Source organism: Burkholderia sp. NRF60-BP8, assembly GCF_001522585.2.
Lineage (GTDB): Bacteria > Pseudomonadota > Gammaproteobacteria > Burkholderiales > Burkholderiaceae > Burkholderia.
Genome location: NZ_CP013372.1, coordinates 152,125 through 166,727 on the forward strand (window position 1 = coordinate 152,125; position 14,603 = coordinate 166,727).

Below are 14,603 nucleotides of genomic sequence, written 5' to 3' on the forward strand. Positions count from 1 at the left end.
TGAGAGGGGCGGTCAGCCGCAGGGGCGCCTGCAATCGCGCTCAGGCTACCGCATCCGCGTAACGACGCCAGAAGCAGCGACATCGGGACGGATACGTCCGTCCTCACGCCGCAGGGCGACCTGAAGCACGGCGCGATCTCTGTGTTCACGTACAAGAGTGGCAGGAAGGCGCTGCTCGACAGCGTCAGGATGCAATGCGGGGCGGCCGGTATCGCGCGCCGGCCGCAGGCGAAGACCTCAGGCCGCGATATCGGCGAACACGTCGCGGTCGACTACACCGGGCACGAGGCGCGGCTGCCGCAGCCATTCGAACGCGAACTCGACGATCATCGGCGTCGGCCGGCTGCAATGTAGCGACGTGAGCGATTCGCGGTCGATCCACGCGCAGTGTGCGATCTCCTGCGCGGGGTGCGCGATCGCAGCCGGATCGATCTCGGCGAGAAACACGTGATGCAGCTTGTGCGTGCCCGCGATCCGGAACAGATAACGGGCGTGGCCGCATGTGAGGCCGGTTTCTTCCAGCAGCTCGCGCCGCGCGGCGTCGCGCAGCGATTCGCCGTCGTGCGGCTGGCCGCCGGGCAGCGCCCAGCGGGCATTCAACCGGGCGACCAGAAGGATCCGGTCGCCGCGTCGACAAAGGACGGTGGCGCGTTCTTTCATTTCGGTTTCCTGATTGCATGCCCGCCGTCGAACGGCGGACAAAAAGACGCCGCCCGCGAAGGGCGGCAAGGTAAGGACAGGTTCGCTACTGCGTGCCGGACGAGATGACCGTTTCGTCCAGCATGGCCATTGTCGCGAGACGACGTCGCGCAGTGAATCAGACGGGTCCGATTCGAAGGCGGATCGGGCGAAAACTCGACCCGGGGGCGGTTGCGTACCGCGATGCGGCGATCGCCGCCGTGGTCGTGATGGCGGCGGGGTGCTCCGGGCACGCCCGCCGCCGCGGCGATTACACGCGTCGGACGCGCGTGCTGTCCGCGCGACGCTCCGCGTCGTGCACGATGTGCAGCTCGCGCGTGCGGATCGGCAGCGCGCAGTTCGCATCCGCGAGCGCCTTGCGCGCCTGTCGCGCGAGACGCCAGCGCATGTCCCAGAACTTGTCCGTATGCGTCCACACGCGCATGTTCGCGACCGCGGTGCTGTCGTCGAAGCGCATCACCATGACGTTCGGCTCCGGATCTTGCAGCACGTCGGGATCGGCGAGCGCGAGCCCGCGCAGCGCGTCGAGCGCGCGGTCGATGTCGTCGTGCACGGACACTTCGACTTCGAGGTCGAGGCGGCGCGTCGGATTGCGCGTGTAGTTGCGGATCGCGCTGCCCCACAGCGCGCTGTTCGGCACGTATTCGCAGATGCCGTCCGGTTTCGTCAGGCGCGTCATGAACAGCCCGACCTCGTCGACGGTGCCGGCCACACCGGCGCCGCCGTCGATGTAATCGCCCACCTTGAACGGGCGCAGCAACAACAGCATGATGCCGGCCGCGATGTTCTGCATCGTGCCTTGCAGCGCGAGCCCGATCGCGAGGCCGGCCGCGCCGAGCACCGCGACGATGCTCGCGGTTTCGATGCCGAGTTGCGACAGCGCGCCGACCATCGCGACGATGCGGATACCCCATACGGCGACGTCGCAGAGGATCGGGCGCAGCGTGTCGTCGACGCGCTCCTTGTTCGAGAGCAGCCGGTTCAGCCAGTTGCCGATGCGCTTCGACAGCCACCAGCCGGCGACGAGCAGCGCCAGCGCAGCGCAGAGTTTGATGGAGAGCGTGGACAACGCGTTCCACAGGAACGTCCAGCGTTCCGGGTGAAGTTGATCGAGAGACATGAACGGATTCCGGTTGGGTGAAACGATGCGCGGCGCGCATGAGCGTGCGCAGGCAGCGTTCGACCATGCAGGGCGCGCGATGGTTCGCACGCGTGTGTGAAGGCGGAGTCGACGCCGTGTCGGATGAAGGGCGCATCCGGATTTCGTTACAGTACTAAACGATGTTCCATAAAAATAGGATTGGTCCTATTTGCCCGTTTCAAGCCGCCCGATACACTCGATTTCATGTTGCCGGATCGCGACGCCTGTTCCTCCGCGATACCCGGTTTTCCCGAATTTCCATTGATAGCGAGTGACGACGTCATGCGGTTCGACCTGCGTTCCCGTCTCGCACGCGAACAAGGTCGATCCGTCCGATGCGGCGTCGTGCGTTTCCCGATGTACCGCGCGCTGTTGCGCGGCGTCATCGCGGCAGCTTGCGTGGCCGGCGCTCAGAGCGCGCCAGCCCAGGGCGCTCACGATGTCGCCCCCTTCGCATTCGCGACGGCGGAAACGGCCGATCTTGTCGACGTGCCTTTCTTCAATTCCGCGCGCACGACGTGGGGCGACCTGCGTGCATCGGCGGCCGCGCCGCTCGACGTCGCGTATGCGTCGCGTGCGTTGAACGTGTCGGCAGATGCGGAGCGCGACGATCCGGTGGCGCGCTTCGGCGCCTGCGTTGCGTATCGCGTGCTGTGCGAGATCGCACGCGGTGCGGTCGAGCGCGACTATGCGTCGCGGTTCGATTACGGGCTGGCGTCGGCGTTGCCCGTGACGAGCGCGCAATCGGCGTTTGCGCACGGTCCCGTCGATCTGGCATCCGCCGAGCCGTTCACGCTCGCGCAGCCGGATCGCGGCACGCGCGCCGGCGCAATCGTCGGCAGCCTGCACGCGTCGCTGGCGCGCGCGGATCTTCCGGAGGGCGTTGCCGCGCAGATCGTCCGCATGCTGGCCGGGCGCGTCGATCCGAAGCAGCGCGCCGCGCATGGCGATACTTTCCGCGTGGCGTTCGAGCCCGACCGCGACGCAACGCAGCCGGGCCGCGCACGCGTGACGGCGCTCGACATTCGCTTTCGCGGGCAGCACGTCGCGGCCGTCTGGTTCGTCCCGCAGGCCGGCTCGTCGGGCGCCTATTACGACCTCGGCGGCATGCCGCTCGCCGGCGCACACTTCGCGATGCCGGTTGCCGCGACGCGCATCAGCTCGCGATTCGGCACGCGCGTGCATCCGGTGACCGGTGCGCGTCACGTGCATTCCGGCGTCGATCTCGCCGCACCGACGGGACGCGCCGTCCATGCGTCGGCGCACGGCGTCGTGACGTTCATCGGTACCGAGCCGCGCGGCTACGGCAAGTACGTGGTGATTCGGCATGACGGCGGCTACGCGTCGTACTACGCGCACCTGTCGGCGTTCGCGCCGACGCTGCGAGTCGGGGCGCGCGTCGTGCGCGGCCAGCGCGTCGGCGCGGTCGGCAGCACCGGGACGGCCACCGGCCCGCATCTGCACTTCGAGGTGCGCCGGCATGCCCGCCTGGTCGATCCGATCGAACTCGTGCACGCATCCAGCGCGGCGAAACTGACGGGCGCACAGCGCGTGGCGTTCAACCGCGTGGCCCGTGACGCACGTACGCAACTGGCGTCGGCCACATTCGCGCAGCCGGTTGCGATGTCGACGCCTTCGGCGCCGCATGCCGGCTGAATGCCGGCGCGCATCGGCGACGTCGGGCCGATATCGCTACATGGGGGATGGAGCCGATACGCACGGTTTCGTCCGTATCGCACTCGAGCACGCGGGACGGTACCGCGCGCGCTTCCGCCGGACTGGTCCTACACGCGGTCGGCGATTTCAGCCCGGTCTGATGGTCTCGCTTTTACCCCGTCGCTAAGATTTTCGTATGCATCGCGCGTAGCGATTTCCGCAGCGGATCGTCGCTACCCGTTCGTACTTCAATCGACTCGATCGTGGGCGCCCGATGGCGCCCGTGAGCGCGGCCACGCGCTTCATGCATCGACGCCCGCGCTATGCGAAATCCGGCGCGGCACGCACGACGACACAACGGGATGAAAAACCATCTATGTCAAAACTGGATTTCACGTCAAAACGCACGTGGGGGGCGCTGGCGGCGATCGCCGCCGTTGCGGGCGCGCTGACGTCCGCCTTTGCGTGGACGGCCGGCTGGATCGGCTCGCGCACGACGAGCGTATCGCTGGTGTCGGAAACCCCGCAGCCGTTTCCGCCCGGCTTTCGCCGCGCGCACGGCAAGGGCGTCTGCTTCGCCGGCATCTTCCGTCCCGACCCTGCGGCTGCATCTTTGTCGACCGCGCGCGTCTTCAGGCAGGCGGACATTCCGGTCGTCGGGCGGCTCTCGATCGGCACCGGCAGTCCGTACGCGGCGGACAGTTCCACGACGACGCTGAGCATGGCGCTGCTGCTGACGACCGACGACAAGCAGCAATGGCGCATGGCGATGAACAACCAGCCGTACTTCGCGACACACGAACCGGAGGGCTTTCTGGCCATGCAGCAGGCGACCGCGCCCGATCCGGCCACCGGCCAGCCCGACCCTGCACGGGTTTCCGCGTTCCTGAAAGCGTACCCGGAGGCGGAGAAGTTCATGAAATGGGCGGCGCGGGAGTCGGCCCCGGGCAGTTTCGCGGGCGCGACGTTCTACAGCGTCAACGCCTTCTATCTCGTGGCCGCCGACGGTCACCGGCAGCCGGTGCGCTGGATGATGCGTCCGCATGATCCGTTCATGCCGATGAGCGACGCACAGCGGCAGAAGGCCGACCACGACTTCCTGTTCGAAGGCGTGCGCGAGCGCCTCGCCCGGAAGCCGCTCTATTGGGACTACGTGCTGCAACTGGCGCAGCCGGGCGATCCCGTCGACGACGCGTCGCAGCCGTGGCCGGCCGATCGCAAGCAGCGCGTCGCCGGCACGCTGGAGATGACGCGCGTCGTCGAACAGGCCGAGGGCGCGTGCCGCGACATCAACTTCGATCCGTCGATCGTGCCCGCGGGCGTCGAGGTGTCGAACGATCCGATCCTGAACGCGCGTTCGGGGGCATACGCGCATTCGTTCAATCGCCGAGAGCGGGAAATTGGCTACGGCAAGGCGACCGACGCGGTCGGCAAGCAGGAGGTCAAATGAAACCGCGCAAGATCACGAACGGCGGCGCACCGCGCCACTTCAACGCGCTGGCGCGCGGTCTGCACTGGCTGATGGCTGCGATGATCCTGGCCATGCTGTTCATCGGCGCCGGAATGATGACGTCGTTGCATCACCGGATCTGGTTGATCGACCTGCATCGGCCGCTGGGTATCGCGATCCTCGTACTGGCGCTGCTGCGCGTCGCGAACCGTCTGCGCAGCCGGCCGCCGGCACTGCCGGAGCGCTTGCCGTATTGGCAGGTACTCGCAGCGAAAGCGTCGCACTGGGCACTGTATGCGCTGATGCTGGCATTGCCTCTGATCGGCTGGGCATTGTTGTCGGCGGGCGGCTTCCCGATCGTGCTGTTCAAGGGCGTCAACCTGCCCGCGATCGTACCGGCCAGTCCGACGCTCTTCGCATGGTTGCGCGACGCGCATGGCTTGTTGGCGCGGCTGCTGTTCGTCGTCGTGCTGGCCCATCTGTCGGCCGCCCTGGTTCATGCGTGGATTTACCGAGACGGCGTTTTCTCCAGCATGGCGCGAGGTGGGCGGCAGTGCGGCTGAGCAGCGCGTCGTGTGATCGTCGTCGGGGCGCGTCGAATGGCGGCTCCGACGGCGGTTGTCCAGCTATCGAAGTATCTGCCGGCGGGATCGTCGAGCGCATCGACTAACACTTCCGGCCAAGCAGTCGTCCGAAAGCGGGCGGCCTTGCTTCGTGCAAAGCAACATGACCGAATTATTCATGTTGTTTTGTATGGTCCGGCGATTGCGGCATCGCGTCATATTTTCCTATTCGCCCGAATTTCGCCGTCACGGTTTTCGTGAATTTCGTGACAACCGGAAAATTAAACCGATTCGCTTTCGTTCGCTTCCGCGAGGCCCGTCGCGCAGCATTTTCCGCGACGCAACAACGCGGCTATTTCCCTTATTTCCCGTTCCGCAATGAATTGAGACGTGATTTCCGATATCGCACCGCTGGAGCTTGCGATTATTTCGAGACAGGTGATATAACCCGTTTCACGCACCGATTTGCAGCAATAACGTCACCAATAAATGCGAGCGGAAAAATGAAAAGAAAGGCGCGGCAACTGGGTTTGGGTGGAATGGCGATTCTCACCGGCGCGGTGCCGGTCGGCGCGTATGCGGCGTGCTCGGCCACCGCGCCGGGCAGCGGTACGACGGTGACGTGTACCGGCGCGAATGCGCCGTCGGTCGTGGCCACGACCGGCAGCACCAACGTGACGATTAACCTCGATTCGACCGTGACGGGCAGCTACGTGCTGACGTCCACGCCGACGCCGTTTTCGGTCGACTCGTCGAGCGCGATCACCAACAACGGCAACCTGTCGATGTCCGGCAACGGCACGGGCGTCGCGAACCGCGGTGCGGTGCTGCTCGGCGTGAACAGCGGCAATACGCTCACCAATGCGGCGACCGGCGCGATTTCGACGTCGGGCACTTACAACGACGGGATGGCCGCGAACGGCAACAACAACACGCTCGTCAACAACGGCACGATCACGACTACCGGCAACAACGCGTACGGGATGACGGCCGCGTGGGGGCAAAGCAATCCCGGCGCATCGGGCAACCAGATCGTCAACACGGGTACCGTGGTGACATCCGGCAACAACGCGCGCGCCGCGTCGCTGCTCGGCGGCAACGGTACGATCACCAACAGCGGCACGCTGACGTCGAACGGCCGCGATGCGCCGGCCGTCTACATGCAGGGCAACAACGACACGCTGGTCAACAGCGGCACGATCCAGACCACCGGCACCGCGACGAGCGGCGGCAGCGTCGACGCGGTCGTGTCGAACACGCTCGGCAGCTCGTTTACCGCGACGATCACGAACCAGGCCGGCGGCCGGATCATCAGCAACAACGGCATCGGCGTGCGCTCGACCAACGGCGCGACGACGATCACCAACGCGGGGCTGATCCAGGGTGGCGGCGGCACCGCGATCCAGGGCGGCAGCGGCAACGTGACGCTGATCCTGCAGACCGGCTCGCAGATCGTTGGCACCGCCAACGGCGGCGCGGGCACCAACACCGTGACGTTGCAAGGCAATGGCACCGCATCGAATGCGTTCACGAATTTCCAGAGCCTGACGATGGCCGGCACCGACTGGACGTGGGCCGGCACCGGTACGTTCTCGACCGCGCTCGTGCAGAGCGGCACGCTGAATCTCACGGGCACGCTCGGCACGACGACGGCGTCGGTCGTCGCGACCGTCAACGCGGGCGCGACGCTGCAGGCGAATGCGGCGAACCTGCCACTGTCCGTCACAGACAACGGGCTCGTGCGTTTCCAGCAGGACAGCGCCGGCACGTACACGGGGACGATCGGCGGTTCGGGCGCGGTGGAGAAAACCGGCGCGGGCACGCTGACGCTCGCGCCGTCCGCGGCGGGCGGCAATACGTATTCCGGCGGCACGACGATCACGCAAGGCACGCTGTCGGTTGCGGCGGACAACGCGCTCGGCGCTTCATCGGGAAGACTGACTTTCAACGGCGGCACGCTGCAGTTCGGCAGCGCGTTCAATCTCGCGTCGAGCCGCGCGATCTCGACCACTTCGAACAACGGCGCGATCGATACGCAGGGGTTCAACACGACGATCATGCAGGACATCACGGGTTCGGGCGGACTCACCAAGCTGGGAGACGGCACGCTGACATTGAATGGCGTACACAGCACTTATTCGGGCGGAACGAACGTGGCTGCCGGCACGCTCATTGTCGGTGATCTCGATGCGGCGGCGGGACTGCGGGGCGGTGGCCCCTTGACCATCGCGCCCGGTGCGACGCTTGGCGGGTATGGCAGTGTGACGGGTAACGTGACGAACAATGGCACGATTTCAGTCGCGAATGCGCTGCCTAGTCTGGCCAGCGGTTTGCCGGGAGACTTCCGGATATTCGGAACCCTGACGAATGCGGGAGTTGTTGAGCTCCGTGGGCGCGTTGTCGGTAACGGATTGGCCGTGTCGGGCAATTATGTCGGGCAGAATGGAGCGGTCAACATGAATACGACGCTTGCCGGCGACGGTGCGCCATCGGACACGTTGATGATCGGTGGTGTGCCGGCAGCGGCGACGGCAAGCGGCAAGACGACACTGAACGTAACGAACGTCGGTGGTGCCGGTGCGCTGACCAAGTCCGACGGTATTCGGTTGGTTTACGCCGTGAACTTTGCAAATACGGGTAACGCGTTTACGTTGGCGGGCGGTACGGTCAGCGCTGGCGCTTACTCCTATTATCTGGTGAAAGGCGGGGTTACCGCCTTGACGGGGGAGGACTGGTATCTGCGCAGCACGGTTCCTCCGCGGCCGGATCAGCCAACGCAGCAACCGCCATTCAGTGTTGCCGACGGTACGCCGGAATCGATCGTCGAGGCTGTCAAGAACGCGGCGCCCGACGCCAAGCCGGAACCTGTTTACCGTCCCGAAGTCCCGCTGTACTCGGAAGTGCCGGCTGTCGCGCGGCAGCTTGGATTGCTGCAGATCGATACCTTCCATGATCGCCAGGGCGAACAGGGACTGCTGGCCGAAAACGGCTCGGTGCCCGTGTCGTGGTCACGTGTATGGGGCGGCTACAGCAACATCAAGCAGAATGGCGATGTGACGCCGTCCTATGACGGAACGGTATGGGGGATGCAGGTCGGGCAGGATCTCTATGCGGACAACCGGCCGAGCGGACACCGTAACCACTACGGCTTCTTCCTCGGATTCTCGCGCGCGATTGGGGACGTGAACGGCTTTGCGCTCGCGCAGCCGGATCTGGGCGTGGGTTCGCTGCAGGTGAATGCGTACAACCTCGGCGGATACTGGACACACATTGGCCCGGGTGGCTGGTATACGGACGCAGTGGCGATGGGGAGCGTGCTGACCGTACGCACGCATTCGAGCAACAATGTGAGTGGTTCGACGGACGGCAACGCGGTCACCGGTTCGGTCGAAGCGGGCGTGCCGATCTCGCTCGGCTATGGGCTGACGCTGGAGCCGCAGGCGCAGTTGCTGTGGCAATGGCTGTCGTTGGCCCGATTCAACGATGGCGTGTCGGACGTCACGTGGAACAACGGCAACACGTTCCTCGGCCGGATCGGCGCGCGGCTGCAATACGCGTTCGATGCGCGCGGCGTGAGCTGGAAGCCGTACCTGCGCGTGAACGTGCTGCGCTCGTTCGGTGCCGACGACAAGACGACGTTCGGCGGCGCGACGACGATCGGCACGCAGGTCGGGCAGACGGCCGGGCAGATCGGCGCGGGGCTCGTCGCGCAGCTGACGAAGCGCGGCAGCGTGTATGTGACGGTCAGCTATCTGACGAACCTTGGCGGCGAGCACCAGCGCACGATCACCGGTAATGCAGGGGTGCGGTGGGCGTGGTGACGACGAGGCGCGTCGATCGGCGGCGATTGGCCGTGGCACGGTCGCCTGGTTCATGCGTGGATTTACCGGGACGGCGTTTTCTCCGGCATGGCGCGAGGTAAGCGGCAGCGCGGCCAGGCAACCCGTCGTTTGATCGTCGTCGGGGCGCGTCGAATGGCGGCTCCGACGGCGGTCGTCCAGCGATACGAACTATCTGCCGGCCGAGTCTATTTCACGACTTCTTTGTTAGTCGTCCGATTGATGAATGAATCATGCCAAGCAGGGAAAGAAGCGTTCCGATGCAGGTGAATGATATTGAAATTATCGCCAGATGCGCTGTCGATGCAGAATTTCCCATGTTGCCGGCAGATTTCAACGGGAACATCAGGATGTAAGCAGTACCTATCGTCCCAGCGAGTGACATAAATGCGCAGGTCATCCAGTACCATTTGCGTAGGCCATCGTGCTGAATGGCTTCGATGATCGACGCGATAATAATTAAAGCGACGACGAGTATTTCGAAAATGAATAATGCTCCGTTGAACATCTATTTTCCTGGTGATTTGAATGGAACGGTCATGTTCGACTGGAGTGATCGTCGTGCCGGCGCGACTTCGGGAAAGAATATAGTCTCGCGATCTGTATGTCCAACCTGTATGGCGGATCGAACCGGCCGATGCAGCGCACTAGAAAAACGACATGGCGCAGTCGTCCCGGATTCCGATTCGATCGAATGAGTCCGGCGGTTCCATCGCCTTCCCGTGAAGACCGATGGCGGACGGGGCAGAACGAAGCCTCAACCAAACTCTCGCGCCGTCGTCGGCAGTGCACCAAGCAACTCGGTCCTGTCGACGAGCTTGCTGGCGATCAGATGCCGTCTCGGACGATCAGCGGGACCGACCACGTCGGGGGCTTGGGCCCGTGGATGGCGAGGGCGCGAGGAGGATCGATCGCCACGCCGGGCGGCGTGGCGACACTCGTCGGGCGGCCGCGTCCTCAACCCAGCGGCCAGTTCAGGATCGCGATGCCGTCGTTGTAATCGCCGTCGCCGCCATCTTCGGATCCGACCAGCCCGAAGTAGGTCTTCTTGAAGATGTCGACCTGACGCGAGCCGATCTTCGACGGCTTGCCGTTCGCCGTCACGACCACCCGCACCTTCCCCTTGCCGGAGTTCACGATCTGCGTGTTCAGGTTCGCGTCCTGCGTGCCGGCGCCCTGGAACGTCGCGGCCGGTGTCGGGTTGTCGTCGACGAAGACCTCGATCGTCTGCTGCGCGGACGAATTGACCAGCGCGGTCACGCCGAAGGCGATGTTCGGCGGCAGGTTGAAGACGCCGTCGCGTTCGCCGCCGCCGCTCGGCACGGGCGTCGGCGGTACGGGTTGCGGCGTCGCTTTCGAGAAGTAATTGACCACCGCGCCGACGCCGAACTTCGCCGCCGCACCGGGCAACACGCCCGGCGCGCCGGCCCACGTCACCGTGCAGGCAACGACCTGGCCTGCCGCATCGGCTTTCACCTTGTTCTGCCAACTGCCGACGTCGAAGCTGTACGGGATCGTCGCGATATCGACGAACACGTCATATTGCGGCAATTTCTCGACGAGCTGCGCGGTCATGAACTGCCGCATCCGGTCGAGCACGGCCTGATCGCTGTTGGTCTGCACGGCAGTGGCGTCGTTGCCCGCGAGTTGCAGCAGTGCGTACAGGTCGTCGTGGGTAAAGGGTTGTGACATGTCGTCCTCGTCTTGATGGATGGTTTCGCATCGCGCGGCCGGTGATCGGTTTTCATCGGGCCGCGCGAAGCAAAGCGTGGAACCGCTCGAACGATCCGCAATGGGTGGCTGGCCCCGTCGCCATTGCGATGTTTCGCGACGGCCGCGCTCAGCCAAGCGGCCAGTTCGGGAACACGGTGCCGTCGTTGCAATCGTCGTCGGCAGTTTCCCGTCGCGACTCTCGGCGTTCGAGATGTCGATGTACAGGCCCGGGATGTCGACGTAAGTCGCCGACGTCACGACGGGTCCACTGACGAGCGAAGCCGAAAGGAAGGGCATGGACGTCTCCGGACGGAGGGCGGGGCCGGTGGGGCGACGCGCCGCCGTACCCGGGGCAAAACGCCGGCCAGCGCGCATGCGGAGCGGCCGCCTGCGGTCGGTCGTCGATCGCGTATCAGGTCAGCCGATCGGCCACTGGAGCACGACGATCCCGTCGTTGTAGTCGCTATCGTGGCCGTCTTCCGACACGACGATCCCGAAGTTGACCGTGAACGGCGAGCCGTCCGACTTCTTGCCGTTGATCGGCGCGAGGCGTGCATCGGTCGCCGACTTCTTGCCGTTCACCGACACTTCGAAACGAATCTTGCCGTTGCCGGAATTCAGCGTGGCTTCGCGCGGGCCGTCGCGCGTCGTCAGCTTATGGTACGCGGCGGGTTCCTGGCTGTCGCCGATGAACAGTTTGATGTGTTGTTGCTCGGCTGCATTCGCGAAGAAAATCGCGCGGAAATCGGTATTCGGCGGAATCGAAAACTCGCCCGCGCGGTTGGATGACGTTTGAGAGTCGGCCATGCTTTTCTCCTTTGGAGTGTTGGATAAGGCCAGGGGCCTTGTCGCGCAAACGTTTGCCGTTTGAAACGCGACATACAAAGCATGGCGAAAAATAAATAAAAAAATATTCAGTCGAGAATGATTATTGTTCAGTAAACCGAAAAACAGCGTTAGCCGATTTAATGGAGTGTAATTGACGGCATCGATTTCGATATATTCGATGAATTATATCGATGTGTGTATCGCTTTCCTGAACGATGCGCGAGTGCGCGAGGCGGGCGCAGAGGCGGGGCAATCGGACTTCGGAGCAGGCGCTCGGCGTTCGCATATGGCAGCGTTTCGTTTCAACATCAGCATCTCTGCCGTGGCCGCGCCCACCGGCCACCGTCGAACGCCTGCACCGAAGCCCGATTGCAGGGGAGGGGGTATGCGGCGACCGGCGAAGAGGGTGGACCGACTCACTCCGAACATGAATAGGACCTCACCGGCGCCGCACCCGTGAAGCATATCGACGTGGGAAGCCGCCGCCTATCGGACGGGGCTGATTCTGCGCAAACGCGCGTTCAGCGGGCGACGCGGAATAAATGCGCACCCGGTTGACAGACGCGGCCACCCTGTGATTTGATGCCGGTCATGCACGCCGCCCAGTTCCTTTTCTCGCTACGACTACTAGCCCGCTTCTCCGGGCTGGGTCTGCGGCTGCGCGCTTTCCATCTGCTTCTTTCCTGAAGCGCTAGATTTTCCCCGCATCACCGACCTGGCCCCGGTTGTCGACCGGCGCCCGAGTTCGTCTTTTCTTCCGTCTCCACTCCGCTCCGTCCCGGTCGCTCAACCGCCAAGGCCGTCGTTTGCCGTACCGCTTTGCCGTTGTGCCGCTTTTTTGCCGTTTTTACCACTGCGCAGATATCCGGCTCATCACGCCGATGGCCGTCGCGCCGCGCTTCACCGACAAACAGACCGAGGACCGACATCATGATGCTGAAGAACCCCGCGACCAAATACCGACCGTTCACGCCCGTCAACCTGCCCGACCGCACGTGGCCGTCGCGCACGATCACGCAGGCGCCGATCTGGATGAGCACCGACCTGCGCGACGGCAACCAGGCGCTGTTCGAGCCGATGGACGCCACGCGCAAGATGCGGATGTTCAAGACGCTGGTGGCGATCGGCTTCAAGGAGATCGAGGTCGCGTTCCCGTCCGCGTCCGAAACCGATTTCAACTTCGTGCGCGAACTGATCGAAGGCGGCCACATTCCCGACGACGTGACGATCGAGGTGCTGACGCAGGCGCGCGACGACCTGATCGAGCGCACCTTCGCATCGCTGCGCGGCGCGAAGCGCGCGATCGTGCACCTGTACAACGCGACCGCGCCGGAATTCCGCAAGATCGTGTTCGGCCTCGATCGCGACGGCGTGAAGCAACTGGCGGTGAACGCGGCGCGCACGATCAAGCGGTGCGCCGATGCGGCGACCGACACGCAATTCACGCTGCAGTACAGTCCGGAAACCTTTACCGCGACCGAACTCGATTTCGCGAAGGAAGTCTGCGACGCGGTGTTCGACGTATGGCAGCCGACACCCGAGCGCAAGTCGATCGTGAACCTGCCGGCCACGGTGGAAATCGGCACGCCGAATTACTATGCGGACCAGATCGAGTGGATGCACCGCAATCTCGCGCGCCGCGATTCGCTGATCCTGTCCGTCCACCCGCACAACGACCGCGGGACCGCGGTCGCGGCGGCCGAGCTCGCGGTGATGGCCGGCGCCGACCGGATCGAGGGCTGCCTGTTCGGCAACGGCGAACGCACCGGCAACGTCGATCTCGTCACGCTCGCGCTGAACCTGTACACGCAGGGCGTCGATCCGGGCCTCGATTTCTCGCAGATCAACGAAGTCGCGCGCACGTCCGAGGAATGCACGCAGTTGCCGGTCCACCCGCGCCATCCGTATGTCGGCGACCTCGTGTTCACCGCGTTCTCCGGTTCGCACCAGGACGCAATCAAGAAGGGCTTCGCGGTCCAGCGCACGGATACCGTATGGGAAGTTCCGTACCTGCCGATCGATCCGAACGACCTCGGCCGCACGTACGATTCGATCATTCGCGTGAACAGCCAGTCGGGCAAGGGCGGTATCGCGTACCTGCTCGAACAGGGCTACGGCGTCGTGCTGCCGCGCCGCATGCAGGTCGATTTCAGCGCGGCCGTGCAGCGCCTGACCGACGAGAGCGGTCACGAGGTGACGAGCGCGCAGATCTGGGCGCTGTTCCAGCAGGAGTACGTCGAAAGCGACACGCCGCTGCGCTATGTCAGCCACGAGCTGACCGAGCGCGACGGCCGCGAGACGATCGTGCTGACCGCCGACGTGCATGGCGAGCGCCGCGTGCTGCGCGGGGAAGGCAACGGCCCGCTCGACGCGCTGATGCACGCGCTGCACACGCCGCTGCGGATCCAGCATTACGAGGAGCGCGCGCTGTCGCAGGGCGCCGATGCGAAGGCGATCGCGATCGCCGAGCTGGCCGGCACGGGCGTGCGCGGCAGCGCGTTCGGCGCCGGCGTCGATGCGAACCTGACGACTGCGTCGATTCGCGCGGTGATCAGCGGCGTGAACCGCGCGTATGCCCGCGCGGATGAGGTTGCACAGGCAACCTTCTTTGCCGGACAGCCGGCGGTGCAGGCCGTCGCATAAGCGGGTCGAAACCCGGGCGGCAGGGCCGGCCCGGGTTTCTTTTTCAGGTCACGGCACGCGCGTGTGCGCCG

The 14,603-nt window shown here is 64.8% G+C and carries 10 protein-coding genes; 5 read left to right on the forward strand and 5 right to left on the reverse strand.

Annotation, left to right across the window (positions count from 1 at the left end; translation table 11 throughout):
• Positions 1–237 precede the first annotated feature (237 nt).
• Positions 238–660: an NUDIX hydrolase gene (locus WS54_RS00730; RefSeq protein WP_059503706.1), complete on the reverse strand. Its 423-nt coding sequence runs from the start codon at positions 658–660 to the stop codon at positions 238–240.
• A gap of 289 nt (positions 661–949) precedes the next feature.
• Positions 950–1,819, reverse strand: a complete 870-nt coding sequence (locus WS54_RS00735; RefSeq protein ID WP_059503708.1) for a mechanosensitive ion channel family protein — start codon at positions 1,817–1,819, stop codon at positions 950–952.
• A gap of 303 nt (positions 1,820–2,122) precedes the next feature.
• Here WS54_RS00735 and WS54_RS00740 point away from each other — a divergent pair, with 303 nt between their 5' ends.
• The 4 genes from WS54_RS00740 (at position 2,123) to WS54_RS00755 (ending at position 9,330) form a co-directional block, all read left to right on the forward strand.
• Positions 2,123–3,496, forward strand: a complete 1,374-nt coding sequence (locus WS54_RS00740) for a M23 family metallopeptidase (RefSeq protein WP_059786493.1) — start codon at positions 2,123–2,125, stop codon at positions 3,494–3,496.
• A 376-nt stretch (positions 3,497–3,872) separates the two neighbouring features.
• Positions 3,873–4,946, forward strand: coding sequence for a catalase family peroxidase (locus tag WS54_RS00745; protein WP_059786615.1), 1,074 nt, complete (start codon positions 3,873–3,875; stop codon positions 4,944–4,946).
• Positions 4,943–5,509: a cytochrome b gene (locus WS54_RS00750; protein WP_059786496.1), complete on the forward strand. Its 567-nt coding sequence runs from the start codon at positions 4,943–4,945 to the stop codon at positions 5,507–5,509. The genes WS54_RS00745 and WS54_RS00750 overlap by 4 nt, the downstream gene beginning before the upstream one ends.
• Positions 5,510–6,048: 539 nt before the next feature.
• On the forward strand, positions 6,049–9,330 hold the full coding sequence (locus WS54_RS00755) for an autotransporter outer membrane beta-barrel domain-containing protein (RefSeq protein WP_059786499.1): 3,282 nt from the start codon (positions 6,049–6,051) through the stop codon (positions 9,328–9,330).
• 211 nt (positions 9,331–9,541) lie between these two features.
• Here WS54_RS00755 and WS54_RS33475 read toward each other — a convergent pair whose 3' ends face one another.
• The 3 genes from WS54_RS33475 to WS54_RS00775 all read right to left on the reverse strand — a co-directional run bounded on the left by WS54_RS33475 (position 9,542) and on the right by WS54_RS00775 (position 11,868).
• Complete coding sequence (locus WS54_RS33475) at positions 9,542–9,856, reverse strand: hypothetical protein (protein ID WP_157692771.1); 315 nt, start codon at positions 9,854–9,856, stop codon at positions 9,542–9,544.
• A 449-nt stretch (positions 9,857–10,305) separates the two neighbouring features.
• On the reverse strand, positions 10,306–11,040 hold the full coding sequence (locus WS54_RS00765; protein ID WP_059786502.1) for a fucose-binding lectin II: 735 nt from the start codon (positions 11,038–11,040) through the stop codon (positions 10,306–10,308).
• Positions 11,041–11,478: 438 nt separating this feature from the next.
• Positions 11,479–11,868, reverse strand: a complete 390-nt coding sequence (locus tag WS54_RS00775; protein ID WP_050017095.1) for a fucose-binding lectin II — start codon at positions 11,866–11,868, stop codon at positions 11,479–11,481.
• Positions 11,869–12,822: 954 nt separating this feature from the next.
• On the opposite strand from WS54_RS00775, the gene leuA reads away from it, so the two are divergent.
• Complete coding sequence (leuA, locus tag WS54_RS00780) at positions 12,823–14,532, forward strand: 2-isopropylmalate synthase (RefSeq protein WP_179955205.1); 1,710 nt, start codon at positions 12,823–12,825, stop codon at positions 14,530–14,532.
• Positions 14,533–14,603 lie beyond the last annotated feature (71 nt).

Coding starts and splice junctions, on each gene's coding strand:
- WS54_RS33475 (WP_157692771.1), bottom strand. CDS start 9,856: ATGTTCAACGGAGCATTATTCATTTTCGAAATACTCGTCGTCGCTTTA.
- WS54_RS00735 (WP_059503708.1), bottom strand. CDS start 1,819: ATGTCTCTCGATCAACTTCACCCGGAACGCTGGACGTTCCTGTGGAAC.
- WS54_RS00750 (WP_059786496.1), top strand. CDS start 4,943: ATGAAACCGCGCAAGATCACGAACGGCGGCGCACCGCGCCACTTCAAC.
- WS54_RS00755 (WP_059786499.1), top strand. CDS start 6,049: ATGGCGATTCTCACCGGCGCGGTGCCGGTCGGCGCGTATGCGGCGTGC.
- leuA (WP_179955205.1), top strand. CDS start 12,823: ATGCTGAAGAACCCCGCGACCAAATACCGACCGTTCACGCCCGTCAAC.
- WS54_RS00775 (WP_050017095.1), bottom strand. CDS start 11,868: ATGGCCGACTCTCAAACGTCATCCAACCGCGCGGGCGAGTTTTCGATT.
- WS54_RS00765 (WP_059786502.1), bottom strand. CDS start 11,040: ATGTCACAACCCTTTACCCACGACGACCTGTACGCACTGCTGCAACTC.
- WS54_RS00740 (WP_059786493.1), top strand. CDS start 2,123: ATGCGGTTCGACCTGCGTTCCCGTCTCGCACGCGAACAAGGTCGATCC.
- WS54_RS00745 (WP_059786615.1), top strand. CDS start 3,873: ATGTCAAAACTGGATTTCACGTCAAAACGCACGTGGGGGGCGCTGGCG.
- WS54_RS00730 (WP_059503706.1), bottom strand. CDS start 660: ATGAAAGAACGCGCCACCGTCCTTTGTCGACGCGGCGACCGGATCCTT.